The organism is Flavobacterium solisilvae, from assembly GCF_012911605.1.
GTDB lineage: Bacteria > Bacteroidota > Bacteroidia > Flavobacteriales > Flavobacteriaceae > Flavobacterium > Flavobacterium solisilvae.
This window is the reverse complement of sequence record NZ_JAAMPT010000205.1, coordinates 175,015-200,994: the sequence shown is the minus strand read 5'-3', so window position 1 is coordinate 200,994 and position 25,980 is coordinate 175,015. Positions and strand designations below refer to the sequence as shown.

The 25,980-nt window shown below is 32.7% G+C and carries 25 protein-coding genes; 20 read left to right on the top strand and 5 right to left on the bottom strand.

Annotated features, from left to right (window positions below):
• Nucleotides 1–180 precede the first annotated feature (180 nt).
• Both G6042_RS07685 and G6042_RS07680 read left to right on the top strand, forming a co-directional pair.
• Nucleotides 181–1,275 (top strand): acyloxyacyl hydrolase, encoded by a 1,095-nt coding sequence (locus G6042_RS07685; protein WP_169523722.1) that lies wholly within the window; start codon nucleotides 181–183, stop codon nucleotides 1,273–1,275.
• Between the two features lie 10 nt (nucleotides 1,276–1,285).
• The gene (locus tag G6042_RS07680) at nucleotides 1,286–2,038 is read left to right on the top strand and encodes a head GIN domain-containing protein (protein WP_169523721.1); all 753 of its coding nucleotides are present in this window, start codon (nucleotides 1,286–1,288) and stop codon (nucleotides 2,036–2,038) included.
• Between the two features lie 11 nt (nucleotides 2,039–2,049).
• Here G6042_RS07680 and G6042_RS07675 read toward each other — a convergent pair whose 3' ends face one another.
• Together G6042_RS07675 and gldA are read right to left on the bottom strand one after the other, a co-directional pair.
• Nucleotides 2,050–2,685, bottom strand: coding sequence for a hypothetical protein (locus G6042_RS07675; protein ID WP_169523720.1), 636 nt, complete (start codon nucleotides 2,683–2,685; stop codon nucleotides 2,050–2,052).
• A 29-nt stretch (nucleotides 2,686–2,714) separates the two neighbouring features.
• The gene (gldA, locus tag G6042_RS07670) at nucleotides 2,715–3,614 is read right to left on the bottom strand and encodes a gliding motility-associated ABC transporter ATP-binding subunit GldA (RefSeq protein ID WP_169523719.1); all 900 of its coding nucleotides are present in this window, start codon (nucleotides 3,612–3,614) and stop codon (nucleotides 2,715–2,717) included.
• Nucleotides 3,615–4,001: 387 nt separating this feature from the next.
• On the opposite strand from gldA, the gene G6042_RS07665 reads away from it, so the two are divergent.
• The 6 genes from G6042_RS07665 to dtd all read left to right on the top strand — a co-directional run bounded on the left by G6042_RS07665 (nucleotide 4,002) and on the right by dtd (nucleotide 9,530).
• On the top strand, nucleotides 4,002–4,829 hold the full coding sequence (locus G6042_RS07665; protein ID WP_169523718.1) for a prephenate dehydratase: 828 nt from the start codon (nucleotides 4,002–4,004) through the stop codon (nucleotides 4,827–4,829).
• A 140-nt stretch (nucleotides 4,830–4,969) separates the two neighbouring features.
• Complete coding sequence (locus tag G6042_RS07660) at nucleotides 4,970–6,118, top strand: pyridoxal phosphate-dependent aminotransferase (protein WP_169523717.1); 1,149 nt, start codon at nucleotides 4,970–4,972, stop codon at nucleotides 6,116–6,118.
• A gap of 40 nt (nucleotides 6,119–6,158) precedes the next feature.
• Complete coding sequence (locus G6042_RS07655; protein ID WP_169523716.1) at nucleotides 6,159–7,241, top strand: bifunctional 3-deoxy-7-phosphoheptulonate synthase/chorismate mutase type II; 1,083 nt, start codon at nucleotides 6,159–6,161, stop codon at nucleotides 7,239–7,241.
• A gap of 84 nt (nucleotides 7,242–7,325) precedes the next feature.
• Nucleotides 7,326–7,850, top strand: coding sequence for a hypothetical protein (locus G6042_RS07650; RefSeq protein WP_169523715.1), 525 nt, complete (start codon nucleotides 7,326–7,328; stop codon nucleotides 7,848–7,850).
• A 165-nt stretch (nucleotides 7,851–8,015) separates the two neighbouring features.
• Nucleotides 8,016–8,996, top strand: coding sequence for a ribosome small subunit-dependent GTPase A (gene rsgA, locus G6042_RS07645; RefSeq protein WP_169523714.1), 981 nt, complete (start codon nucleotides 8,016–8,018; stop codon nucleotides 8,994–8,996).
• A gap of 81 nt (nucleotides 8,997–9,077) precedes the next feature.
• Nucleotides 9,078–9,530, top strand: coding sequence for a D-aminoacyl-tRNA deacylase (gene dtd, locus G6042_RS07640; protein ID WP_169523713.1), 453 nt, complete (start codon nucleotides 9,078–9,080; stop codon nucleotides 9,528–9,530).
• A 55-nt stretch (nucleotides 9,531–9,585) separates the two neighbouring features.
• On the opposite strand, the gene G6042_RS07635 is transcribed toward dtd, so the two are convergent.
• Nucleotides 9,586–9,954, bottom strand: a complete 369-nt coding sequence (locus G6042_RS07635; RefSeq protein ID WP_169523712.1) for a hypothetical protein — start codon at nucleotides 9,952–9,954, stop codon at nucleotides 9,586–9,588.
• Between the two features lie 452 nt (nucleotides 9,955–10,406).
• Between G6042_RS07635 and G6042_RS07630 the strand changes: the two genes are divergently transcribed.
• The 12 genes from G6042_RS07630 to G6042_RS07575 all read left to right on the top strand — a co-directional run bounded on the left by G6042_RS07630 (nucleotide 10,407) and on the right by G6042_RS07575 (nucleotide 25,183).
• Nucleotides 10,407–12,845: a hypothetical protein gene (locus G6042_RS07630; RefSeq protein WP_169523711.1), complete on the top strand. Its 2,439-nt coding sequence runs from the start codon at nucleotides 10,407–10,409 to the stop codon at nucleotides 12,843–12,845.
• A gap of 45 nt (nucleotides 12,846–12,890) precedes the next feature.
• Entirely contained in the window at nucleotides 12,891–13,217 is a 327-nt protein-coding gene (locus tag G6042_RS07625; protein ID WP_169523710.1) for a nucleotide pyrophosphohydrolase, read from the top strand.
• A gap of 119 nt (nucleotides 13,218–13,336) precedes the next feature.
• Nucleotides 13,337–13,663 (top strand): DMT family transporter, encoded by a 327-nt coding sequence (locus G6042_RS07620; protein ID WP_169523709.1) that lies wholly within the window; start codon nucleotides 13,337–13,339, stop codon nucleotides 13,661–13,663.
• Nucleotides 13,663–14,940 carry a 3-phosphoshikimate 1-carboxyvinyltransferase gene (gene aroA / locus G6042_RS07615; protein ID WP_169523708.1) on the top strand — a complete coding sequence of 426 codons (1,278 nt, stop codon included), beginning with the start codon at nucleotides 13,663–13,665 and terminating at the stop codon, nucleotides 14,938–14,940. Before G6042_RS07620 ends, aroA begins: the two co-directional genes overlap by 1 nt.
• A 136-nt stretch (nucleotides 14,941–15,076) precedes the next feature.
• On the top strand, nucleotides 15,077–16,126 hold the full coding sequence (queA, locus tag G6042_RS07610) for a tRNA preQ1(34) S-adenosylmethionine ribosyltransferase-isomerase QueA (RefSeq protein WP_169523707.1): 1,050 nt from the start codon (nucleotides 15,077–15,079) through the stop codon (nucleotides 16,124–16,126).
• Nucleotides 16,127–16,443: 317 nt separating this feature from the next.
• Entirely contained in the window at nucleotides 16,444–17,727 is a 1,284-nt protein-coding gene (kynU, locus tag G6042_RS07605) for a kynureninase (protein WP_169523706.1), read from the top strand.
• A 43-nt stretch (nucleotides 17,728–17,770) separates the two neighbouring features.
• Nucleotides 17,771–18,859, top strand: a complete 1,089-nt coding sequence (locus tag G6042_RS07600) for an agmatinase family protein (RefSeq protein ID WP_169523705.1) — start codon at nucleotides 17,771–17,773, stop codon at nucleotides 18,857–18,859.
• A gap of 90 nt (nucleotides 18,860–18,949) precedes the next feature.
• Nucleotides 18,950–19,360: a glycine zipper domain-containing protein gene (locus G6042_RS07595; protein ID WP_169523704.1), complete on the top strand. Its 411-nt coding sequence runs from the start codon at nucleotides 18,950–18,952 to the stop codon at nucleotides 19,358–19,360.
• 80 nt (nucleotides 19,361–19,440) lie between these two features.
• Nucleotides 19,441–21,828 (top strand): penicillin acylase family protein, encoded by a 2,388-nt coding sequence (locus G6042_RS07590; RefSeq protein WP_169523703.1) that lies wholly within the window; start codon nucleotides 19,441–19,443, stop codon nucleotides 21,826–21,828.
• Between the two features lie 163 nt (nucleotides 21,829–21,991).
• Nucleotides 21,992–23,194 carry an AAA family ATPase gene (locus tag G6042_RS07585; RefSeq protein WP_169523702.1) on the top strand — a complete coding sequence of 401 codons (1,203 nt, stop codon included), beginning with the start codon at nucleotides 21,992–21,994 and terminating at the stop codon, nucleotides 23,192–23,194.
• Nucleotides 23,187–23,834, top strand: coding sequence for an HNH endonuclease family protein (locus tag G6042_RS07580; protein ID WP_169523701.1), 648 nt, complete (start codon nucleotides 23,187–23,189; stop codon nucleotides 23,832–23,834). Before G6042_RS07585 ends, G6042_RS07580 begins: the two co-directional genes overlap by 8 nt.
• Nucleotides 23,834–25,183, top strand: a complete 1,350-nt coding sequence (locus G6042_RS07575) for an FAD-dependent oxidoreductase (protein ID WP_169523700.1) — start codon at nucleotides 23,834–23,836, stop codon at nucleotides 25,181–25,183. The genes G6042_RS07580 and G6042_RS07575 overlap by 1 nt, the downstream gene beginning before the upstream one ends.
• Before the next feature lie 10 nt (nucleotides 25,184–25,193).
• On the opposite strand, the gene G6042_RS07570 is transcribed toward G6042_RS07575, so the two are convergent.
• Nucleotides 25,194–25,559, bottom strand: a complete 366-nt coding sequence (locus G6042_RS07570) for a cupin domain-containing protein (RefSeq protein ID WP_169523699.1) — start codon at nucleotides 25,557–25,559, stop codon at nucleotides 25,194–25,196.
• A 26-nt stretch (nucleotides 25,560–25,585) separates the two neighbouring features.
• Nucleotides 25,586–25,954, bottom strand: coding sequence for a DMT family protein (locus G6042_RS07565; RefSeq protein ID WP_169523698.1), 369 nt, complete (start codon nucleotides 25,952–25,954; stop codon nucleotides 25,586–25,588).
• Between the last annotated feature and the right edge of the window lie 26 nt (nucleotides 25,955–25,980).

Here is a 25,980-nt window from a genome sequence, read left to right as displayed (position 1 = left end):
ATCCTTAATTATCCCTCTTATTTCCAAAACCTCAACAAAAACAAAAAGATTGTAGTAAACAGCGGGAATATGACTTGCAAATAATCAACAAAGAATCACTCCAAAATTTTATACTTATATAATAGTATGTGTTTTTGTTATTGATGTATTATTTTATATTTGCCAGAATTAAGCTCGAAAATGAAAAATTATTTTATTGTTCTATTTCTATTCTCCTATTATATTGTTTTTGGACAAAATCAAAATATCATAGATAATATTGAAGTTTCGTATTTAAAAGGGAATGCTTTGCCGCATACTGAAGACATGTATCACTTGATTAATGGTCATCCGAATGGTGTGATGATTAATTTTTTGAAGAAAACTGATGGTTCTAAAGAATGGCACAAGGCGTATAATTATCCAGATTTTGGTGGGTACTTTTTATACCAGGATTTTAAGAGTAATGCTCTTGGCGAAAATTATTCGGTTGGTGCTTTGTATAACTTTTATTTTTTGAATAGACATTTGCAATTTAAACTTTCGCAAGGTGTTGCTTTGACAACTAATCCTTATGACAAAGTTGAGAATAGTAAAAACAAAGCTTTTGGGAGTAAAATTATTGCTAATACAAACATTGGCTTGAGTTATGACAATCAAAACTTATTTAAAAACATTGGTTTTCATGCTGGAATTCTGTTCACGCATTATTCTAACGGAAGAGTAAAATCACCAAACAGCGGAATAAACACTTATTTATTGAATGTTGGTTTGAATTATAATCTCGACGAAAACTTTGTTCGCAAAGTTGACACGACAACTGTTGTAAAAGATTATAAATCGCCTATTCGATATAATTTTGTTCTGAGAACTGGAATTAACGAAAACCCAATTATTGGCAGTGGTCAATTTCCATTTTACCACATAGGTTTTTATGCCGACAAACGTATAAATCGAAAATCATCTCTTCAACTTGGTACCGAATTATTTTTGACCAAATCCATCGAAGAATACATCAAATACTATTCTGTTGCTTATCCCGAAGAAAACATTTCTAAAAACACCGATTACAAACGTGTTGGAGTTTTCGTTGGTCACGAATTATTAATCAACCGAATTTCGCTCGAAGCCCAAATTGGCTATTACGTATATCAACCTTTCAAAAAAGACATACCTATTTATGATCGTGTTGGGATGAAATATTATTTCAGCGACAACTTCTTTGGCGGTTTTACCATCAAAACCCATTTGTTTTTGGCCGAAGCTTTAGAATTTGGAATTGGATACAGAATTTAAAACCTAAACTATGAAAAAATTACACCTATATATAATAGCACTTTTCTACGTTATTATTGCTTGCGAAAAACCGAGCGATTGTATCGAAAGCAGCGGAAAAACGATAACCAAAGAAATTCCAGTTCAAGCGTTCAAAAAAATCAAAGTTTACAAAGGCATTGAAGTAATCATTACCGATGGCGATATATATAAGGTAGAAATTGTTGCGGGCGAAAATTTTATTGACAATATCGAAGTAAAACAAAACGGTGACCAACTTATCTTTAAAGACCAAACTAGTTGCAATTGGGTTCGACAATATGGCGAAACCAAAATCCTCATAACCACACCAACACTCGAAGAAGTTTACTCAAAAACCGACCGAAATATCAGTTCCAATGGTATTTTAACCTTTGAAAACCTAAGTTTCATTTCCTTCGACAAAGATGCCGATGGCGAAACCGGCGCAGGAACGGGTGATTTCATCCTCAACATAGACAACACCAACCTACAAATTCACAACAACAACGTTTCTCGATTTTTCATCACAGGAAAAACCGAAAATGCCAGTTTCAACTTCTATTTTGGCGACGGACGAATTGAAGCCGCAAATTTCGATGCTCAATTTATGCAAATCTATCACAGAGGTTCAAACGATATGATTGTAAAACCAATCCAAAAAGTCACAGGAATACTAAACAGTACAGGAAATGTTATCCTAAAAAATGTTCCACCAATAGTCGAAATAGAAGAATTATACCAAGGAAAAGTGATTTATCTTTAAATTATAAAGGATTAATCTGCTCCTGAAATTTCTTTAACAGATATTTCCTTTCCATCAAATTTTAAAATCCACCAAAACGAATGTTCACAAATCTCACTAGAATTTTCAGGTATATCTTCTTCAGAAAGGTTTTCGTTTATATATTCTCTGTTTGAATTCATATTCATTTTTAACATCACATTGTTTATTTCAAGTACTTCTATTTGGTAAGAATAAAAACAAGGTTTATCTTTAAAATATGCTTCATATTCCAGAGAATCTTTGTTCAACAAATCTTCAAGATTAATATTCTGAAAAAGTTCATTCAATTGATTAACCCAAATACTTTCACGAATCTCTTCATAATGTTGTAAAAACATTTCTTTCGTTACTTCATCTTGATTTGATTTCAATTGCTTATAGTACGCTTCATCATCTACAAAAATACTAAACGATGAGTTAGAAAGAGGAAAATCGAATATATCCCCAATTTTTTCTTTGTCATTTGACGCTATAATTTGTTGAAACTTTTTTAATTCTTCAATTAAAACTTGTCTTTCAAATTTATTAGATTTCTCTGTTGAATGAGTATTTCCTTGTGTTTTGTCCGAATTATGGCAAGAAGTCAAAAGCATTATAACAACAAAAACTATAAAAACATTCTTCATGCTAATCACTTTTCACTAATTACTAATCACTACTTTTTAGTTTTCTCTCTAAAAATTTCCTCAAGATTTTTACTTTTCAAACTAATTTGAAGCGTTTTCAAACCATTATCATGAGCAAAATCAAACAATGCCGAACGCATATCAACTTCCGTTTCAAAAGTCAATTCCCAAACATTACCTTGAGTATTTCTGTAGTTTATTAAATCAGAAAGTTTAGCAAACAATTCTTCATTAACTGCTTTGTCAAATTCCACTTCAATCACTTGCGTAGTAACTTCCGAAACTAATTTGTCCAGCTTTTTATCCGTAACAATCTTTCCGTTATTAATGATAATCACTCGGTCACAAATCGCTTCAACTTCCTGCATAATATGTGTAGAAAGAAAAACCGTTTTGTCTTTCCCTACATTTTTAATCACATTTCTAATTTCCACCAACTGATTTGGATCCAATCCAGTTGTAGGTTCGTCCAAAATCAAAACATCAGGATTGTGCAACAAAGCCGTTGCTAAACCAACACGCTGACGATAACCTTTTGAAAGTTGTCCTATTTTTTTATGACTTTCAGGCAATAAACCCGTCAATTCAATCACTTCTTCAATTCTAGATTTAGAAACTTTATAAACATCAGCATTAAATTCCAAATATTCACGAACATACAAATCCAAATACAACGGATTATGCTCTGGTAAATAACCAACCGATTGCTGCACCATTTTTTGATTACCCGAAACATCGTTGCCGTTTACTTCAGCTTTTCCTTCATCAGCCGTAATATAAGTCGTTAAAATTTTCATCAACGTAGATTTTCCTGCACCATTTGGACCAAGAAAACCAACAATTTCACCTTTTTTTACCGAAAATGAAACGTTATCAAGCGCTTTTTGAGCACCATAATTTTTTGAAATATTTTGAACTTCTATTGACATACCTGAATTATTTTGAGCAAATGTAATAATTAATAGAAGTATAACGAAAAAATCCCGTTTTTATGATACAACGAAAACGTTTCCTTAATTTTTTTTCACTCTGAATGTAAAATGTAAACTTTATTTTTCTACATTAGCAAAACAAAATACAACAATGACACAGTTCAACACATTTTATAACTATTTCTTTTATTTCTTCTTCGGACAGAAAAAGGGATTAGTATTGTGTTATGTGAAAAAATAAAAACAACAAAAAACAATAATATGAATCCCAACGAAAGTTGGGATTTTTTTTTGACTAAAAATTAAAATACATCTCACAGAGATTAATAAAAACAAAGCTTCGCAATGCTTAATTAAACTTAATCTCTTAATAGTTAAAAAAACATGGAATCAAAAATTGCAATACAAGGAATAAAAGGTTCGTTTCATCATCAAGTGGCACAAGAATTTTTTCAGCAGGAACATGAGTTGGATGAATGCATGTCGTTTGACGAATTAGTAAAAAATCTAATCGACAACAAAGCTCAAAAAGGCGTTATGGCTTTAGAAAACTCAATTGCGGGTTCAATAATTCCAAACTACGCTTTGATTGACCGAAATAATTTACACATCATTGGCGAACATTACCTTAATATTCACATGAATTTGATGGTGCTAAAAGGACAAACCATTCAAGATATTAAGGAAGTTCATTCGCATCCGATTGCGTTGTTGCAATGCGCCGTTTTCTTTAGTCAATTTCCTCATATTAAACTTGTTGAAAGTGGCGATACTGCTGAAACTGCCCGAAGAATTCAAGAACAAAAACTAACCGGAATTGGTGCTGTTGCTGCTCCAATTGCAGCAAAACTGTATGATTTAGAAATTCTAGCTTCGGGAATTCACACCGTTCAAAGCAACAAAACTCGATTTGTAATTGTAAAAACAACCAACAAAGAATTACCCAAAGAAGAAATCAACAAAGCTTCGATAAAATTTGAACTCGACGATACGCCTGGAAGTTTAGCAACAGTTCTAAACGTAATGAATAATTGCAAACTGAATTTAACCAAAATCCAATCGATGCCAATTATCGAACAACCATTTCAATATTCATTTTTTGTAGATGTCATTTTTGAAAAATACAAACACTACGAAAAAGCCAAAAATATTCTAGCACTAATGACAACCCATTTTAAAGTTTTGGGCGAATACAAAAAAGGAAAACAATAACAAGGTCAAAAGTCAACTTCAACTTCAAAAAGCGATAGCAACCTCAAAAAGCAACTTCAACTTCAAAAAAAACTTTAATATTAAAATTGAAATTGAATTTTGAACTTGACTTTTGAAATTGATATTGAAATTTAAAAAATATGATACAAACTGCCAACAGATTAAACAGCGTTCAGGAATACTACTTTTCAAGAAAGCTAAAAGAAGTACGCCAATTAATTTCCGAAGGAAAACCAGTTATCAATATGGGAATTGGAAGTCCAGATTTGTCACCCGATAAATCGGTTATCGAAGCCATTCAAAAAGCTATGTTCGACGACAAAGCACATGAATATCAAAGCTATCAAGGTTTACCCGAACTTCGAAAAGGTTTTGCCGATTTCTATTCCAATAAATTTGGAGTAAACATCGATTACAATTTGGAAATCCTTCCATTGATGGGTTCAAAAGAAGGAATTATGCATATCTCTTTGGCTTTTTTAAACGAAGGCGACGAAGTTTTAATCCCAAATCCGGGTTATCCAACCTATGCATCAGTTACCGAATTGGTTCAGGCAAAACCTATATATTATGATTTAACCGAAGAAAACGATTGGCAACCTAATTTTGAACATTTGGAACAAACCGATTTATCAAAAGTAAAAATCATGTGGGTTTCTTATCCGCATATGCCAACAGGTGCAAATGCAACTTTGGAACTGTTTGAAAAACTAATCGCTTTTGGTAAAAAACATCAAATTTTAATTATAAATGACAATCCGTATAGCTTTGTTTTAAACGAAAAACCTTTATCTATTTTACAAATTGACGGTGCAAAAGACATTACTTTGGAATTAAATTCTTTATCAAAAACCTATAACATGGCAGGTTGGCGCGTTGGAATGGTTTTAGGAAATGCCAAACTAATCGATGCCATTCTAAAAGTAAAAAGCAATATGGATTCAGGAATGTTCTATGGCATTCAAAAAGGCGCAATCGAAGCGTTAAAACTAGACAACAATTGGTTCAATCATCAAAACGAGATTTATACAAAACGCAGAAATTTGATATTTCAATTGGCAGAAAAACTAAATTGCACGTATAGTAAAGAAGCCGTTGGAATGTTCGTTTGGGCAAAATTACCCGAAGGTATTTCGGCCGAAGAATTCATTGACAACATTTTAATCAAAAAACATATTTTCATTACTCCAGGAACAATTTTTGGCAGTAATGGCAACGGTTACATTCGATTTTCGCTTTGCGTATCCGAAGAAAAAATTGAAGAAGCCATCAAAAGATTTAACCATTAAAATATAAAGAATTTACTAATTTTACATCCAATAAAAAATCATGAATATAACTACCGAAAATAAAAAATGGCTCGATGATTTTAATCTAAATCATCCATTGGTAATCGCTGGACCATGCAGTGCTGAAACCGAAGAACAAGTCTTAAAAATTGCTCACGAATTAAAAAACTCCGATGTTTCGATTTTTCGTGCCGGAATTTGGAAACCAAGAACACGTCCTGGCGGATTTGAAGGCGTTGGCGCTATTGGTTTAAAATGGCTACAAAAAGCCAAAGCCGAAACTGGTTTATTGATGGCAATTGAAGTAGCCAATGCAACTCATGTTCAACTAGCTTTGGAACACGATATTGATGTACTTTGGATTGGTGCGCGAACTACAGTAAATCCGTTTGCCGTTCAAGAAATTGCTGATGCTTTAAAAAATACCGACAAAATTGTTTTGGTAAAAAATCCTGTAAATCCTGATTTGGCTCTTTGGATTGGTGGCGTTGAACGCTTGTATAACGCAGGAATTAAAAATCTTGGCGTAATTCACAGAGGTTTTTCTACGTATGAAAAAACCAAATACAGAAACATTCCCGAATGGCAATTAGCCATCGAACTTCAAAATCGTTTTCCTGATTTGCCTTTAATTTGTGATCCATCGCATATTACAGGAAAAAGAGACATGATACAAGAAGTATCCCAACAAGCTTTGGATTTAAACTACGACGGATTAATTATTGAAACACATATTGATCCTGATAATGCTTGGAGCGATGCAGCCCAACAAGTTACACCAACTGTTTTAAAACAAATTTTCAAAGATTTACGCATTCGAAAAGAAACCGACAATGCAGATGATTACAACAATCGTTTAGCAAAATACCGAATTGACATTGACGAATATGACACCAAATTATTGGAAATTTTAGGCAAACGAATGAAAGTTGCGGATAAAATTGGTGCTTTGAAAAAAGAAAAAAACGTTGCCGTTCTTCAAAATAAACGTTGGAATGAAATCCTTGGAAAAATGATTTTAGATGGCGAAGAAAAAGGATTAAGCGAAGAATTTATTCTAAAAATATTCAAAGCCATTCACCAAGAAAGCATTAGTCATCAGGAAAAAATTATAAACGGATAATTTTAACATAAAAACAATTACTAATAACATATTTTTTGTATAATTGCGCAACAATAAAAACAATCGTAATAAAATTTAAAAAAAATGAAAAAAATTATTTTCATGTTAATGCTTGTGCTTGGCGTTAACACAATCAATGCTCAAGTTGATGAAATTACTAAACACAACGGAGAAGTTGTAAAAGGAAAAGTAATTAAACTTGAAGAATTTACTATCATTTTTAAATATGATGGTGAAGATGCAGAAAATACTATTAGTAAATATGCAGTAGAAAAAATCGTTTATGGAAAAAGCGGTCGTGTTGAACAAGTTACTGACAAAATTGTAGTTAATGGTGAAGCAGACTGGGAAAAAGTGGTTATCCTTGAAGACAAAGCTTATATCGCTGGTCTAAAAAAAGGTGAAGAAGTTAGAGGAAAAACAGGCTTAATTAACTATCATACAGGAAATACTGGTGACAAAAAAGCTGAGAAAAAGTTAAAAATGGCAGCAGCAGCAATGGGTTGTCCTTTTATTCTTCAAACTGCAGATAAATCAACTGTTGGAGCAACATCAAATGGATTAGGTGGTTCGCAAGCAATTAAAAAAGGAGTTGCTTACAAATACTAAAATTATTTTTTAAAAAGTTACTTAAAACCGTCTCGTTGAATTAATGAGACGGTTTTTTTTATTCAAACTAAAAAGATAAACATAAAGACTTCTTGTCTCTTTTTGCTATTTTTGTAACTGATATCTTTATAAGATATAAATAGAAATCCACTTCTAACTTTTTTCATGACAGGAACAGTTTATAAATCTACCGGAAGTTTTTATTCTGTAAAAACAGAAAATAACGAGTTTTTTGAATGTCGTATCAAAGGAAAATTCCGTATGAAAGGCATCAAAAGTACTAACCCAATTGCTGTTGGTGATGTGGTAGATTTTGAACTTGACGAAACTACCGACGAAACCGTTGGACAAATTCATAACATTCACGACAGAAAAAATTACATCGTTAGAAAATCAGTCAATCTTTCCAAACAAACTCATATTATTGCATCGAATATTGACGTAGTTTTTCTTTTGATAACGATTAACAATCCACCAACAACAACTAGTTTCATTGATAGATTTCTTGTTACTGCCGAAGCTTATGGCATTGAAGCCATTTTGGTTTTTAACAAAATTGACACTTTTGATGAAGCTATGCTCGACGAACAATTGTATCTGCAACATATCTATTCTGAAATTGGATACAAATGCCTGCGAATTTCTTCTACTGAAAAGAAAGGCATCGAGCAATTAAAAGAAATGATGATTGGAAAAACCAGTATGTTTTCTGGACATTCAGGTGTTGGGAAATCGACTTTGGTAAATGCATTGGAACCCAATTTGAATTTAAAAACCAAACATATTTCCGAACAAAGCAAACAAGGGCAACACACTACAACTTTTGCCGAAATGTATGATTTATCATTTGACGCCAAAATTATTGACACACCAGGAATTAAAGGTTTTGGAATTGTTGATATGGAATCAGCAGAAATCAGCGATTATTTTCCAGAGTTTTTTAAACTAAAAGATCAATGCAAATTCAACAATTGTTTGCATAAAGAAGAACCTCATTGCGCTGTAAAAGAAGCATTAGAAAACGATAAAATTGCGTGGTCACGTTACAACAGTTATCTAAAAATTCTTGAAGGCGATGAAGAACATTACCGCCAAGATGTTTACAACGATGACAGAATTGCAAGCGATGAAACTAGGAAAAGTTAGTTTACAGTTTTAGTTAATTATTAGTCTAGTTTGTCATTCCGTAGGAATCTCAAAACAATAAAAGTAAAAGCCAAAACAATCATGAAAGCCGTTATCCAAAGAGTAACTCACTCATCAGTAACCATTAATAACAAAATCGTTGCCGAAATCAGCAGCGGATTATTGGTTTTACTCGGAATTGAAGAAGCTGATAATCAGGAAGACATCGATTGGTTAACTTCCAAAATTGTAAATCTCAGAATTTTTGGCGATGAAAATCAGGTGATGAATTTATCGCTAAAAGACATTGATGGCGAAATGATTATCGTTAGCCAATTTACGCTTCATGCCTTAACCAAAAAAGGAAATCGTCCGTCGTATATCAAAGCCGCAAAACCCGAAATTGCCATTCCATTGTATGAAAAATTCATTGCAAAAATGGAAACCGAATTAGGCAAAAAAGTACAAACAGGACAATTTGGTGCCGATATGAAAATTGCCCTTCTAAACGATGGTCCAGTTACTATAATTATTGATAGTAAAAACAAGGAATAAAAAAAGGCAAACCCAAATTTTAAGCTTACCTTTTTCAACAAAAAAACAAGTATTCTTAGCCTTTTTTAACCTGTTTACTATCATCAACTATAAAACCATAATCGCCCAAAACTTTTGGATTTTTAGCATATACACTTTTTAATAACTGTGCACTGTTTTGAATTATTGCTTTTATAGCTGGTAAATCATTATCTCTATCTTTATAATATCTTTCGGCTAATCGAGCGGCTTCTTCAGCATTATAATGATTTTCTTTACACGGAACAATTTTTGGTCCTTCAATTGACCAATCATAGTCTTGCTGAGCATTTAGAGGCGATGCTGCTCCATCGGAGCGGTGTTTTTCATAAATTTTATCAGCTAAATCTAATAATTCTGATACGTTTGTTGGAAGTTTTATTCTTCCTGGTGTGCGTGTTGCCATGATAAAAAAATTAAAATTAATAACTACTTGATTTATACCCTATCAAAAATAATTAACTTTTGTTTTATTATTACAAAAATGTTAAAAAATTATAAATACTTTAACAAATAATTTTAAAATTTGTTATTATCATAACAAAAACAACTTTTAACTATTAAAAATACTATTTAAAATAGAAAAAATATTGCTTATATTATTAAAATCATTGTTTACAATATTAAAAAAACCGTTTTTAAAATTAAAAAAGTAGTTTACAACATTAAAAACACCGTTTATAACTTTAAAAACATAAAAATTAACTTTATAAACACCGTTTTAAATATTTAAAACAGGGTATTTATCATTAAAAACATCATCTATACAATTATTTGAAATAATTTAAACTAAATCAATATCAATACTTACTTCTAAAAATACAATTATTTATATTTGTTGAAATCAAAACAGCCACAATGAAATATAAAAACATTCGCGAAGAAGAACTAAAGAATAAAGTAGGTGCCGATTGGTTCAAACAATTTGACACTACCGAAATTCTGGGCAATATTGATTTTACTGTTTTTCCGCAACAAGATAATTTATTTGGGCGCACACCGTTGCTTTGGGCTGAAGCCAAAACGGGTAATTTTGATGTAGCTACTATGTTTGTGCAGTTAATTTTAACCATTGGCAAAGCACGAACCTTTGATAAAACCATGCCTCCAGCTTTTTTGGGTGCTTTTGATTTTAAAAAAATAGCGTTTGTACCCTATATTAACATACAAGACATTTTTTACCTGAACGATTTCAATTGGAACGTTACACCTAGTAATCACGAAACCAAAGAATTTCAGTTGATTAAACAACGTATTGAAGCTACACTAAAGCAAAATACCTATGTGTATGATTATGAAAAAGACGAAAAAGAACTCCAGGCATTTATAAAAAACAATATAGCCAAAGCCACTACAACCAATAAATTAAAGATTGATAAAAACAACTTTATCCCTATTTATTTACGTTGGTTAGAAATTATAAAACCCATCATCGATGTCAATTGGGACGACTTAAAAAAAGCCAATATACTTGACAGCGATTTCTATTTAGCCGATTTATTTGTAGATGATAATAATACCCAAAACATTGACGACGATTTATCCATTCGCGACAGCTTGTTTGTTGTTTTTCAAAACCAAGGATACAAAATAGCCAAGGAAAACCTCAAGCAAATGTTTGATGCCACCATTACGCTAAAAAACAAAGATACCTATTTGCATTTTTGGAAACGCTACAAACGACCACCACTCAAAGAATTTCAAGATTACATAATAGAACGCCGAGATTTACTCGTGCCACAAGACATCAGAGAGCGCAAAGGAGCATTTTTTACACCACGTATTTGGGTAGAATTATCACAAAAATATTTGACTGATTATTTAGGCGAAAACTGGCAAGACGATTATTATATATGGGATTGCGCCGCAGGAACAGGAAACCTTTTAGCTGGACTGACCAACAAATACAACATTTACGCCAGCACACTAGACCAAGCCGATGTAAACGTAATGCACGAACGTATTGACCACGGTGCCAACTTGCTAAAAAATAATGTATTTCAATTTGATTTTTTGAATGATGATTTCAGCAAATTGCCACAAAGTTTGCAAGACATTATTAATGATGAAGAAAAGCGTAAAAAGTTAGTGGTATATATTAATCCGCCTTATGCTGAGGCAGGCAATACGAAACAAAGAACTGGAACTGGAGAAAATAAAGCAAATACTTCCATTAACAATAAAACTTATGATAAGTATAAAGGTATAATTGGAAAAGCTAGTAATGAACTTTTCACCCTATTTCTTACCCGAATATACGCCGAAATCCCTAACAGCAAGATTGCAAATTTTTCAACTTTGAAAAATTTGCAATCTTCCAACTTCAAGGATTTCCGAGGGTTCTTTCGAGCGAAGCTCGAAAAAATTTTTTTGACACCAGCCGATACATTTGATAATGTTAAGGGACAGTTTCCAATTGGTTTTTTCATTTGGGATACTTATAAAAAAGAAATTTTTAAAGGAAGTTTAGCAGATGTTTATGATAAATTCGGAACATTTAAAAGAGAAAAAAACATTATTAATTATGATTTTGAAAAAGGATTAATTGGTAAATGGTTATCTTCATTTAAAATTAATAAAAATGAAATTTTGATAGGAATGATGAATACAGGAAGAAATGATTTTCAAAATCAAAATCTTGTACACATTCAACAAGAAACTGCTGACAAAGGTCATTCTATCTATATTACCAAAGAAAATATTTTGCCGTCAGCAATATTTTTTTCAGTTAGACATTGTATTGAAGCAAATTGGCTCAATGATAGAGATCAATTTATATATCCAAATGATAATTGGCGAAGTGATTTTGAATTTCAAAATGATTGTCTAACTTTTACTTTGTTCGATAATAGTAACAATGTTCAATTAAAATATGGCGCCAACCATTGGATACCATTTACAGAATATGAAGTCAATGCCCAAGCCAAGTTTGAAAGTAATTTCATGACCGATTTTATAAAAGGCAAAATAAAGCAAGAAGTTACCAACGATACACTTTTTGAACAAGCTACAACGAAAGAAAGTAAACCATTAGTTTTCTCAGAAGAAGCCACAGCTGTTTTTGATGCTGGTAGAGAACTATGGAAATACTACCATGCCCAAAAAGACGTAAATGTTAACGCTTCTTTATATGACATCAGAGAATATTTTCAGGGAAGAAACGACAAAGGCAGAATGAATTCAAAAAGTGATGATGCAACTTATACACAACTACTAGCTGAGTTAAGAAGCAAACTCGCCATTTTAGCCGATAAAATAAAACCCAAAGTATATGAATATGGGTTTCTAAAGGAGTAAATAGTAAAATCACAATTCACAACTCAAAATTCACAATTCAAAATTATGGATATAAAAAACTCCCAACTCGAAGTAGATAAATGGATTAAAAACCACGGCGTTCGTTATTTTAACGAGCTGACCAACATGGCACAACTTACAGAAGAAGTTGGCGAAGTTGCCCGCATCATTGCACGTCGTTATGGCGAACAATCCGAAAAAGAAAGCGATAAAAACAAAGACCTTGGCGAAGAACTTGCCGATGTAGTTTTTGTAGTGTTGTGTCTTGCCAATCAAACCGGCGTAGATTTACAAGCGGCTTTTGACAAAAAAATGGATTTAAAAACCAAACGCGACCACGACAGACATCATAATAATGATAAATTAAAGTAACCGATTTTGTCATTTCGACGAAGGAGAAATCTCATAACGTGAGCAACTAGTGTGATTTCTCCTTCGTCGAAATGACAAGATAACAAAGAAAAAAATACAACAATAAATTACACAAAAAATTGAACTGGATTTTACTAATAATAGCAGGATTATTTGAAGTCGCGTTTGCAACTTGTCTCGGCAAAGCTAAAGAAACGACTGGAACAACCATGTGGTTTTGGTACGCCGGATTTTTAATTTGTCTAACCATCAGTATGGTTTTGTTAGTAAAAGTAACCAAAGAATTACCCATCGGAACAGCTTATGCTGTTTGGACTGGAATTGGTGCCGTGGGAAGTGTACTTGTCGGCATATTGGTTTTCAAAGAACCAGCCACTTTCTGGAGAGTATTTTTTATTAGTACGTTAATCATTTCCATCATCGGACTAAAAGTTGTTTCCAAATAATGAATTTACATCTTCAAAAATCAAAAGTCAAAAGTCAAAAGTCAAAAGTCAAAATCACTGGTTCAAAATCTGAAACCAATAGATTGTTGTTGTTACAGGCTTTAAATCCAAACATTTCATTAGAGAATGTATCCAATTCTGATGATAGCGAAGTTATGGAAAACATTATTCATAACTCACAACTTCCAACTGTCACACTGAGCGCAGTCGAAGTGCCTCAACTTTTCAACGTTCACCATGCTGGAACTGCCATGCGTTTTCTCACGGCATATTTTGCTATTCAGGAAGGAAAAGAAGTGATACTAACAGGTTCTTCCCGAATGAAAGAACGACCAATTAAAATTTTAGTCGAAGCTTTACAACAACTCAAAACTGAAATTTATTATGAAGAAAATGAAGGTTTTCCACCCATAAAAATCATCGGAAAAAAATTGACAAATAACAAAGTTTCACTTCCGGCAAATGTAAGCAGTCAATACATTTCCGCACTTTTATTAATTGCTCCAAAACTAGAAAATGGATTAGAATTAACACTCGAAGGCGAAATTACTTCTATTCCATACATCAATATGACATTAGCTTTGTTAAAAGAAATTGGAGTAAAAACTTCTTTTATTGAAAATAAAATCACCGTTAAACCACTCCTTACTATAAACTCCAAACTCCTTACAATAGAATCAGATTGGTCATCCGCTTCTTATTGGTATTCTATCGTTGCCCTATCTGAAATCGGCACTCAAATCACACTTTCAAGTTATAAACAAAACAGTTTACAAGGCGATGCCGCTTTGGTTGAAATCTATAAAAACTTTGGGGTTGAAACTGTTTTCAATAATGATAATTCAAATTCAATTTCAATTTCAAAAATCAATAATTCACCATTCACAACTCATAATTTACAATTAAATAATTCGCCTGACATCGCTCAAACCATTGCCGTAACGTGTTTCGGATTGGGAATTGGTTGCCATTTAACCGGATTACATACTTTGAAAATCAAAGAAACCGATCGATTGGAAGCCTTGAAAAACGAACTAACAAAACTCGGCGCTAACGTTTCTGTTACCAATGACAGCCTGACTTTGGAACCATCAGAAAAAATCAATGAAAACATAAGCATCAAAACCTATCAGGATCATAGAATGGCAATGGCTTTTGCTCCATTGGCTTTAAAAGTTCCGATCATTATTGAAGAAGCTGAAGTGGTTTCAAAATCGTATCCTACTTTTTGGGAAGATTTGAAAAGTGTTGGTTTTACTATTACATCTCACTTGTAATCCAACAATGTGATAATCTTTTCAAAATAAACCGCTTTTTACTTGACAACGCCTATTTCACAATAGTATATTTGCATCCAGAAAATTAGAAGATTTTGAAATCTATTTACTAATTACTATTCACTAATAACTTTATATGAAATTATCTCATTTTAATTTTAATCTCCCAACGGAATTACTTGCCGAATATCCAGCAGAAAATCGTGACGAATCTCGTTTAATGATTGTACACAGAAAAACAGGACAAATCGAACACAAATTATTCAAAGACATCATCGACTATTTTGACGATGGCGATGTAATGATTTTAAACAATACCAAAGTTTTCCCTGCGCGTATGTATGGAAACAAAGAAAAAACTGGAGCAAGAATTGAAGTTTTCTTATTAAGAGAATTAAATGCAGAACAACGTCTTTGGGATGTTTTAGTTGATCCAGCACGTAAAATCCGTATCGGGAACAAATTATATTTTGGCGACGACGATTCATTAGTAGCTGAAGTAATTGACAATACAACATCACGTGGAAGAACATTGCGCTTTCTTTACGATGGTTCGTATGAAGATTTCAGAATAAAATTATTAGAATTGGGAGAAACACCAATCCCAAAATACATCAACCGTGAAGTAACCGATGAAGATGCAGAACGTTACCAAACGATTTATGCCAAAGAAGAAGGAGCTGTTGCCGCGCCAACTGCTGGTTTACACTTCTCTAAACACTTATTAAAACGATTAGAAATCAAAGGAATAGACTTTGCCGAAGTAACACTTCACGTTGGACTTGGAACATTCAATCCAGTAGAAGTAGAAGATTTGTCAAAACACAAAATGGACTCTGAAGAGCTAAAAATTACACAAGAAGCTTGCGATATTGTAAACAAAGCAAAAGCCAACAAAAAACGTATTTGCTGTATCGGAACCACATCAATGCGTGCCATCGAAAGCTCGGTTTCCTCAGCAAAAACACTAAATCCATACGACGGTTGGACAAACAAATTCATCTTTCCACCTTATGATTTCAGCATTGCAGATTGCATGGTAACCAATTTCCATACACCAAAATCAACATTATTAATGATGATTTCAGCATTCTGCGGACACGATTTAATGCGCAAAGCCTACGACGAAGCCATCAAAGAAGGATACAAATTCTATTCCTACGGCGACGCCATGTTGATACTATAATGTCATTGCGAGGCACGAAGCAATCTCATCCCAATCTAACATAAAAATAGATTGGGATTTTTAATTTCACAACTTTGTCATTCCGTAGGAATCTCTTTTGAAGCCAATCAATCGGCATTTTATAAACCCTATTCCTGCTATCCGTTACAATCTTTTTTGAATTGCTTTTTCAATTCAAAAAAGGATTTCCACTGCTATCAGGGCTAAAAGAAAAACGTCTTACCCAAAACTAACTTTTCTTTTCTCTATTTTCTTTTCTCTATTTTCTTTTCTCTATTTTCTTTTCTTTATTTTTACCATCCAAACAACAAACAACAATGAAATTTCAAAATACCCGCGAATTCGCCCAACAATTAGATGCTCAAGACGAACTGAAACACTACAGAAACGAATTCATTTTTCCGCAACACGAAGGAAAAGATGTAATTTATTTCACTGGAAATTCACTCGGTTTACAACCAAAATCTGCCAAAAAATACGTTGATGATGTCATGAACGATTGGGCAAATCTTGCCGTCGAAGGACATTTCTATGCCGAAAAACCTTGGTGGGATTATCAAGAACGCTTTGCCGAACCGCTAAGTAAAATCGTTGGCGCAAAACCATCCGAAATTACCGTAATGAATACCTTGACGGTAAATCTTCACCTATTAATGGTTTCCTTCTATCGACCAACCAAAACCAGATACAAAATCATCTGCGAAGAAAAAGCATTTCCGTCAGACCAATATATGTTTCAATCACAGGTAACACATCACGGATATGATCCAAAAGATGCAATTGTAGAAGTAAAACGTCGCGAAGGCGAACACAACATTCGTTTAGAAGATATTTTAGCAAAAATTGAAGAAGTTGGCGATGAATTAGCATTGGTGCTTTTTGGCGGCGTAAACTATTATACCGGACAAGTTTTCGACATGAAAACCATCACCGAAGCTGGACATAAAGTTGGCGCAAACGTAGGTTTTGATTTGGCTCACGCAGCCGGAAATATAAACTTAGAACTCCACGATTGGAATGTAGATTTTGCTGCTTGGTGTTCGTATAAATACATGAATTCCGGACCAGGAAATGCTTCTGGCTGTTTCGTTCATGAAAAACACCATCATGCTGATTTGCCACGATTTGCCGGTTGGTGGGGAAATAAAAAAGAAAATCGTTTCAAAATGGAACCAACTTTCAACCCAACCATTGGAGCCGATGGTTGGCAAGTTTCCAATTTACCGGTTTTATCATTAGCGCCATATTTGGCTTCAGCCGAAATGTTTGCCGAAGTTGGAATGAAAAAACTAATCAAAAAACGCAATCAAATCACCGCTTATTTAGAATTCATTCTTCACGAAATTGATAATGAAATAGATGGAACTGAATTTGAAATCATCACACCTTCCAACCAAGAAGAAAGAGCTTGTCAATTATCGGTTTTTCTTCACGGTCAAGGAAGAAGCTTATTCGATTACTTGATGAAAAACGGCGTAATTACTGATTGGCGCGAACCAAACGTAATTCGTCTTGCACCAGTTCCGTTATATACTTCCTATGAAGATATGTATGAATTTGGACAAAGATTAAAACAAGGAATACAATCATTACATAAATAATTAAACCAAAGAACGATGCGATTGCTTCGTTCCTCGCAATGACATGACAAAAGAACAAATTATACAAAACTTCGATCCTTCACAACCAGGATTAGCCGATGCAACCGTTTTCGGATTGCCATTTTCAGCAGAACAATCAGAAATCATAGTAATTCCTGTGCCATGGGAAGTTACCGTAAGTTATGGTGCTGGAGCTTCAGAAGGTCCAAATGCCATTTTAGATGCATCATTTCAAGTCGATTTAAACCATCAAGATTTTCCTGAACTATGGAAACTCGGGATTTATCTTGACGAAGCACCATCACATTGGAAAACCAATTCTGATAAATACAAAGAATTGGCACAGCCTATTATCGAAATGCTCGAAAGTGGCGAAGCCATCGAAACTTATCCTGCATTACAAGCCGATTTAGACAAAATCAACAAAGTATGTCGCGAATTGCACACCGAAGTAAAAGAAAAAGTATTGCATTGGATGAAGCAAGGCAAAAAAGTGGTGCTTCTTGGTGGCGATCATTCAACGCCGCTTGGTTACTACGAAGCTTTGGCAAGCATTCACGATAATTTTGGAATTTTACATCTCGATGCGCACATGGATTTGCGTATTGCTTATGAAGGTTTTACCTATTCTCACGCTTCGATAATGTATAATGCGCTGCAACTTCCACAAATTTCTAAACTAGTCCAAGTTGGAATTCGTGATTTCTGCGAACAAGAAGTAGATGTCGTAAAACAATCCAACGGAAGAGTTTTGGTCAACACCGATGCCGATTTGAAAAAAGAAACTTTTGAAGGTAAAACTTGGGCAGAACAATGCGATGCAATCATAGCTTCGTTGCCACAAAAAGTGTGTATTTCTTTCGACATCGACGGAATGTATCCTTGGTATTGTCCAAATACTGGAACTCCAGTTCCGGGCGGATTTTCATTTGAACAAGCCTCTTACCTATTCAATAAATTAGCCGAAAGCGGCAAAGAAATCATTGGTTTCGATTTAGTAGAAGTTGCGCCAGGCGAAACCGACGATTGGGACGGAAATGTTGGTGCTCGAATGTTATTTCACATGTGTGGCATTTTGGCAAAAAATAACGGGTTAAATACCGGAAGAAGAATTGAATTTCTTGTAAAATAAATTAATTATATAATTTTTTTTAAAAATTATGTAATCCATTTGAGTTTCCAATTCAATTACTTTGTATTGTTAATTTAAATACTAAAAATTATGAAAAATTTATTTTTATTAGTTTCAATTTCGTTCATGTCATTTTTTACTTCTTGTAAAAATACAGACTCAATTGGGATTGCTCAAGAAACGAAACAAGCTACAATAGACTCAATGAAAATAGTTGCTGAAAAACAAAGGATAATTGACTCTATGAAAATAGAAGCTGCGAAAATTCAAAAGCAAAAAGAAGTTGTTGTAGTTAACAATACTACTGGAACAACAACTACAACCAAGAAAAAAGGTTGGAGTGGCGCAGCAAAAGGGGCAGTTATTGGCGCTGGTGTTGGAGCAGCAACTGGAGCAATCGTTAGCAAGAAAAAAGGTGAAGGAGCAATTATTGGTGGTTTAGTTGGTGCTGGAGTTGGCGCTGGAACTGGAGCTATAATTGATGATAAGAAGAAAAAATAATATTTTTTTGGATAAAACTTTTAAATCCGCAACAGAAATTGTTGCGGATTTTTTATTTAAATTTGATTTTTAGTCAATTTATGAAAAAAATCAAAAAAGCACTTCTCGTTTTATTTTCGTTACTATTAATTATTGCTTTAGGCATTTACTTCTATCTTCTTTCGACCAAACCACAATATGAAGGCGAAGTTACCCTAAAAAACATTTCCGCCGCTACCGAAGTTTATTTTGACGATTATGGTATTCCGCATATTTATGCCAATTCCGAGAAAGATGCCATGACCGTTTTAGGTTATGTTCATGCACAAGACAGATTGTGGCAAATGGAATTACTCCGTCGAATTGCTCCCGGAAGATTGGCCGAACTTTTTGGCAATAAAGTTTCCAAAACCGATATGTTTTTTGCCGGACTTGGCATCGATGAAAACTCCGAAAAAACAATCGCACAAATTGATAAAAACTCCGAAACCTACAAACTGACATTGGCTTATCTCGACGGAATCAATCAGTATCTGGAAAATGGAAAAACTCCGGTTGAATTCACTTTATTAGGATTAGAAAAGAAACCATTCACGTTGAAAGACGTTTACAATATTTTCGGATTTATGTCTTTTAGCTTTGCTATGGCGCAAAAAACCGATCCGTTGATGACTGATATTCGGAATAATTTGGGTTCAGAATACTTGAAAGATTTTGGATTGGATGGTTCTTTTGGAACAGTTCAATTAAAAAGTTATGATGGAAAAGCTAGCGATTATGCCGAAATTTCACGAACAGTAAATGCATTACTTAGCAACTCGCCTGTTCAGCCATTCATTGGAAGTAACAGTTGGATTATTGGTTCACAAAAAACCAAAAATGGTAAAGTAATTTTTGCCAATGATCCGCATATTAGTTTTGCCCAACCTTGTACTTGGTTTGAAGCTCATATTGCCACACCAAACTACGAAATCTATGGTTATTATCTTGCCGGAACGCCATTTCCACTTTTAGGTCATAATCGCGATTATGCTTATGGTTTAACCATGTTTGAAAACGATGATATTGATTTATTTTTGGAAGAAAATAATCCCGAAAATCCAAATCAGTATAAGTATAAAAACGAATTCAAAAATTATACGGTTCGTAAAAAAACGATTAAAGTTAAAGACAGTTCGGATATTGTCTTGAATATTAAAGAAAGTATTCACGGACCAATTATGAATGATGTAATGAATACTATTTCTTCTGAAAAACCAATTGCGATGTCTTGGATTTATACGCAAGAAAAAAATCAAATTCTCGATGCGGTGTATCATCTTTCGCATTCCAAAAACGTCGAAGATTTCAGAAAAAGTATCAAACTCGTTCATGCTCCAGGTTTGAATATTATGTATGGCGATGCCAAAAACAATATTTCATGGACAGCTTCGGGGAAATTATATAAGTTAGACAAATCCATCAATCCAAATTTCATACTAAATGGTTCTAATGGAATTGACGATCAAAAAGAGTTTTTGCCTTTTGATAAAAATCCTTCTGCTTTAAATCCAAGTTGGAATTATTTGTATTCTGCCAACAATCAAACCGAAGCTATTGACGATTATTTGTATCCAGGATATTATCTGCCAAAAGACAGAGCCGAACGAATTGACAAATTGCTTTTACCGAAAAATAATTGGACAAAAAACGATGTCGAAAAAATGATTATTGACAATACTTCTTCACGAAGTTCGTTTGTCGTTTCGACTATTTTGCCAAATATTGAACTAAAAAATAAGAGCAAAAACTTTGAAACAGCTTACGGCATTTTATCCAAATGGGATGGTTCCAATAATGAAAATGACATTGCACCAACGATTTACAATAAATTTATTTATCATTATTTGAAAAACACTTTTGAAGATGAATTAGGTAAAAAAGACTTCGAAGCTTTGCTCGCTACACACATTGTGAAACAAATTATCGAACCACAAATAGCTAACGAAAATTCCATTTGGTGGGATGATATTTCGACCAAAGACAAAAAAGAAAATCGCGCATCAATTTTGACAAAATCATTAGTAGAAGCAATTGTTTCGCTTGAAAATCAATTAGGAAAAGATGTAAATTCATGGACTTGGAACAAAGTTCATAAACTAGAACATGTTCATCCAATTGGTCAAGTAAAATTATTACGTTCCTTTTTTAATGTTGGAAAATTTGACATCGCCGGAAGCAATGAAGTCATTAATAATTTAGCATTCATTTATACCGACAACCAAGAGCATTTGGTAAAAGCTGGACCATCAACCCGAAGAATTATTGATTTTTCTGATGTTGAAAATTCAGTATCCATTTTGCCGACAGGAAATTCGGGAAATCCGATGAGTAAACATTATAATGACCAAGCCGAAATGTACAATAAAGGTCAGTTTAGAAAGATGAAAATAAATAAGAAAGAGATTTTAGAAACTTCGACTAAGTTAATTTTTATTCTGAAAAAGTAACTTTATTAAAAATCATAATTTATGATTGAAAAACTTTAACTTTGTATTTAAATTTAACTTTTCTTAAAACTGTTTTACAATGAAACATTTCTTTGTTAAAAATCTATATATACATCATTTAAGACATTTAGACAGATTGATAATCCCAATCAATTCTGAAAAAATGCAACATTTAATTTTAACCGGAAAGAACGGAAGCGGTAAGACATCTGTGTTGAATGAAATTAAAAAATTTGTAAATTTATTTTTGAAGAATGAGTTTCCTGACGAAGTAAGTAATAGTTTAGATAGTATAATAAATAACATAGAAAAGATTGAAAGTGAAAATATTTATATAACTTCTGAAAAGATTAAGGTAGAATTACAAGATGAAGACAAAACATTCTTTAGAGATAAAATTGATGAATTATTTGTTGTCTTAGGAAGAACTTCAAATTTAATGCTCTCTACTAATACAACATTTAAATCATTTAAGAATGAATTTGAAAACGGAAATTATATCTTTACTTCTTTTTCTGCAAAAAGAAATTTTAAAACCAACGAGGTTAAATCGCCGCAAAAAATTGATTTACCTGATATTTTTGAAACAGATCAGCATGGTAATGAGTTATTTCTTCAATATCTAGTTAACCAGCAAGTACAATTGCTTTATGCAAAAGCTGATAAAGACGCTAAAACTGTAAAAGAAATTGAAGATTGGTTTAAAAAGATAAGATCAATATTTAGAGATATTTTTGAAGATGAAACTCTTGATTTGATTTATGATAGAGATAATTATGTATTCAAATTTAAAACTTTAAATAGAGAAGAGTTTGAATTCAATACTTTATCAGATGGTTTTTCTTCAATACTTGGAATTATCGCAGAAATCATTATGCGAATGGAACGTAAATCATCAAAAATATACAAACTCAATGGTTTAATACTAATTGATGAATTAGAAACACATTTACATATTAGTTTACAGAGAAAAGTATTAAGAATATTAACTACTTTATTTCCAAATTTGCAATTCATCGTAACAACACATTCTCCATTTATATTAAATTCAATAGAAAATGCTGTGGTTTATGATATGGAATATCAAGAAACAATCCATGATGTTAGCAAATATTCTACAGAAGCATTAGTTGAGAATTATTTTGAAAGTAATAAATATTCCGAAGCTCTTTTAGAAAAAATAAATCATTACGAAAAATTACTAAAAAAGAGATCAAATTCAGATGAAGAAATTGATGAAATAATTGAAATGAAAAAGTATTTTGATGATTTACCATTAATTAATTCAAAAGAGATGGAGTTAAAGATTAATCTCCTAAATTTAGATTATAAAGACAAATTTGAAAGATTAATACAACATGATTAACATTGCTAAATCAAACAATGTTCCTGCATGTTTAGTTGAAACAAATGATCATAAATGTTGCATTGAACAAGTACAGGAAGAATTTTTTCACAAATGTTATATCTGCGAAAACAAGAATTTAATAGATATTGAAACAGAACATTTTAACCCACACCCAACTTTGAGATTGGATTGGAATAATTTGTTTTATTCATGTGGTCATTGTAATGGAATAAAAAGCAATAAATATGTTGGAATGTTAAACTGCACCAATTTCTCTGTTATAATTACAGATGTTATTCAATTTGAGTTAAAACCTATTCCTAAAGAAAATCCAATTTTCAATTCATTAAATGATAGTCCTTCTGTATCAATAACTGTTGAACTTTTAAATGAAGTCCATAATCCAAGTACAATTACAAGAAAATTAGAAGCTAACAATTTAAACGATCTAATTTGTGTTGAATTAATAAAGTTCACTAACAAAATATCAAAATTTTACAAAGCGAATTCTCCTGAAAAAAAAGCAACTATAAAAAACGAATTAAAAGATATGTTACACATTTCTTCAAAATTTGTTGCTTTTAAAATTTGGATAATAAAAACTAACGCAAATCGCTTGAATGATTTTCAAGATATTTTGCCAACATTTAGTATATAATGCAAACTCCAAAAAAAATAGCCGTAGTTGGATCCGGATTAGTAGGAACGCTTTTGGCAATATATCTTAAAAAATTAGGTCACACTGTTCACGTTTTCGACAGAAGTCCCGATATTAGAAAAATTAATTTCTCTGGTCGTTCTATCAATTTAGTACTTTCTGATCGAGGAATAAAAGCGCTAAAAGATGTTGGTTTAGAAGACGAAGTTCTAGGCATTGGAATTCCTGTTGAAAAACGAGCTATTCATACAGGTATTGATACCGTGAACGAGCAATTTTATGGCAAAGATGGCGAAGTGATTTATTCGCTTTCGAGAGGTTTATTGAATAAAAAAATGGTCGATTTAGCCGAACAAGCTGGAGTTGAATTTTTCTTTGAGCAAAAAGTTTGGGATGTTGATTTGACTACAGCAACCATTTCTATTGGCGAAACCGAAAGAGGCGAATGGTTTACAAAAGACTACGATTTGACATTTGGTGCCGATGGTGCTTTTTCAAGAATTAGACACCGAATGCAACGTCAAAGTATGTTTAATTATTCACAAGAATTTTTAAATATTGGTTACAAAGAATTAAATATTCCTGCCAATTCTGATGGTTCGCACAAGCTAAACAAAAACGCCTTACACATTTGGCCAAGAGGAAATTTCATGCTTATGGCATTGGCAAATCCTGACGGAAGTTTTACGTGTACTTTGTTCATGCCACATGACGGCGAAAATTCTTTTGAAGACTTAAAAACTAAAGAACAATTAGTTGCATTTTTTGCGAAACATTTTCCAGATACTAAAGAAGTAATTCCAAATTTAGTAGAAGATTTTTTCAAAAATCCTACGAGTTATTTGGTAACGATGAAATGTTTTCCATGGACTTTTAGTGATAAAGTGGCGTTAATTGGCGATGCTTGTCATGCTATTGTTCCATTTTATGGTCATGGAATGAATGCTGGATTTGAAGACATTACCGTTCTAAATAATATGATTGAAAAATATGGCGATGATTGGGCAAATTTATTAAACGATTACGAAAATTCTAGAAAACCTAACACCGATGCTATTGCCGAACTTTCCTATCGAAATTTTATGGAAATGAGTTCAAAAACGGCTGATGAAAAATTCCTTTTACAGAAAAAAATCGAAAAATGGTTTTCAGACAAACATCCTGACAAATGGATGCCGCTTTATAGTCGTGTAACTTTTAGTTTACAACCTTATTCTGAAGCATTAGCCATTGGCGATTTTCAAAATAAAATCATGGAAGAAATTCTTGAAATTGAAAACATTCAAGAAAAATGGAACTCAAAAGAAGTTGAGAATTTAATTCTAGAAAAACTGAATTCTAAATTCTAAATTCTACCTTCTAATTTTCTTCCCGATGTACTTTTGCAAAATCAAAAGCTGGTTTACAAACAGCAATGTATTCGCAAGGTTCATCAAACGGATTGGAATATTGAACTCGAGTGTTTTTCTCAATTTTGATGGATTGTCCAGCTTCAAGAATTACAACTTCATCTTCAATAATGAACTGTTTTTTTCCTGATATAATATAAGTGTATTCATCAAATTCGGGAGTTTGAAACGGTTCGCTCCATTTTGGCGGCGCAATCATGTGTGCAATCGAAATTTCTTCATTTGCAGTTGCCACTTTCCCATGATGTTCTTCAATTAGTTTTCCATCCGTTGTTGGAACCACAAATGGTGCTTTTTGGATAAAATATTTTTTCATAAATTCTATTTTCTATTTTCTTTACTCTATTTTCTAAAAATAAAGTAAACAGCCAAAATTAAAAAGCAAAAACCAACAGCATGATTCCATCTAAAAGTTTCATTTTTGAAAAATAACATCGAGAAAATTACAAAAATCACCAAAGTGATTACTTCCTGAATAACTTTTAACTGCATTAACGAAAAAGGTCCGCCGTTTCCTTGAAAACCAATTTTATTGGCTGGAACTTGAAAACAATATTCGAATAACGCCAAACCCCAACTGATTAAAACAATCGTTATTAACCCAGCGTTTTCAAACCATTTCAGTTCTTTAAATTTTAAATGTCCATACCAAGCCAATGTCATGAAAACATTGGATAATATTAAAAGTCCGATGGTAATAAATCCTTTCATTTATTAGTTTAAAAGTTTAGAGTTTA

Excerpts from the sequence above, each read along its gene's own strand:
- G6042_RS07685 (WP_169523722.1), top strand. The coding sequence starts at position 181 with ATGAAAAATTATTTTATTGTTCTATTTCTATTCTCCTATTATATTGTT.
- G6042_RS07680 (WP_169523721.1), top strand. The coding sequence starts at position 1,286 with ATGAAAAAATTACACCTATATATAATAGCACTTTTCTACGTTATTATT.
- G6042_RS07675 (WP_169523720.1), bottom strand. The coding sequence starts at position 2,685 with ATGAAGAATGTTTTTATAGTTTTTGTTGTTATAATGCTTTTGACTTCT.
- gldA (WP_169523719.1), bottom strand. The coding sequence starts at position 3,614 with ATGTCAATAGAAGTTCAAAATATTTCAAAAAATTATGGTGCTCAAAAA.
- G6042_RS07665 (WP_169523718.1), top strand. The coding sequence starts at position 4,002 with ATGGAATCAAAAATTGCAATACAAGGAATAAAAGGTTCGTTTCATCAT.
- G6042_RS07660 (WP_169523717.1), top strand. The coding sequence starts at position 4,970 with ATGATACAAACTGCCAACAGATTAAACAGCGTTCAGGAATACTACTTT.
- G6042_RS07655 (WP_169523716.1), top strand. The coding sequence starts at position 6,159 with ATGAATATAACTACCGAAAATAAAAAATGGCTCGATGATTTTAATCTA.
- G6042_RS07650 (WP_169523715.1), top strand. The coding sequence starts at position 7,326 with ATGAAAAAAATTATTTTCATGTTAATGCTTGTGCTTGGCGTTAACACA.
- rsgA (WP_169523714.1), top strand. The coding sequence starts at position 8,016 with ATGACAGGAACAGTTTATAAATCTACCGGAAGTTTTTATTCTGTAAAA.
- dtd (WP_169523713.1), top strand. The coding sequence starts at position 9,078 with ATGAAAGCCGTTATCCAAAGAGTAACTCACTCATCAGTAACCATTAAT.
- G6042_RS07635 (WP_169523712.1), bottom strand. The coding sequence starts at position 9,954 with ATGGCAACACGCACACCAGGAAGAATAAAACTTCCAACAAACGTATCA.
- G6042_RS07630 (WP_169523711.1), top strand. The coding sequence starts at position 10,407 with ATGAAATATAAAAACATTCGCGAAGAAGAACTAAAGAATAAAGTAGGT.
- G6042_RS07625 (WP_169523710.1), top strand. The coding sequence starts at position 12,891 with ATGGATATAAAAAACTCCCAACTCGAAGTAGATAAATGGATTAAAAAC.
- aroA (WP_169523708.1), top strand. The coding sequence starts at position 13,663 with ATGAATTTACATCTTCAAAAATCAAAAGTCAAAAGTCAAAAGTCAAAA.
- queA (WP_169523707.1), top strand. The coding sequence starts at position 15,077 with ATGAAATTATCTCATTTTAATTTTAATCTCCCAACGGAATTACTTGCC.
- kynU (WP_169523706.1), top strand. The coding sequence starts at position 16,444 with ATGAAATTTCAAAATACCCGCGAATTCGCCCAACAATTAGATGCTCAA.
- G6042_RS07600 (WP_169523705.1), top strand. The coding sequence starts at position 17,771 with ATGACAAAAGAACAAATTATACAAAACTTCGATCCTTCACAACCAGGA.
- G6042_RS07595 (WP_169523704.1), top strand. The coding sequence starts at position 18,950 with ATGAAAAATTTATTTTTATTAGTTTCAATTTCGTTCATGTCATTTTTT.
- G6042_RS07590 (WP_169523703.1), top strand. The coding sequence starts at position 19,441 with ATGAAAAAAATCAAAAAAGCACTTCTCGTTTTATTTTCGTTACTATTA.
- G6042_RS07585 (WP_169523702.1), top strand. The coding sequence starts at position 21,992 with ATGCAACATTTAATTTTAACCGGAAAGAACGGAAGCGGTAAGACATCT.
- G6042_RS07580 (WP_169523701.1), top strand. The coding sequence starts at position 23,187 with ATGATTAACATTGCTAAATCAAACAATGTTCCTGCATGTTTAGTTGAA.
- G6042_RS07575 (WP_169523700.1), top strand. The coding sequence starts at position 23,834 with ATGCAAACTCCAAAAAAAATAGCCGTAGTTGGATCCGGATTAGTAGGA.
- G6042_RS07570 (WP_169523699.1), bottom strand. The coding sequence starts at position 25,559 with ATGAAAAAATATTTTATCCAAAAAGCACCATTTGTGGTTCCAACAACG.
- G6042_RS07565 (WP_169523698.1), bottom strand. The coding sequence starts at position 25,954 with ATGAAAGGATTTATTACCATCGGACTTTTAATATTATCCAATGTTTTC.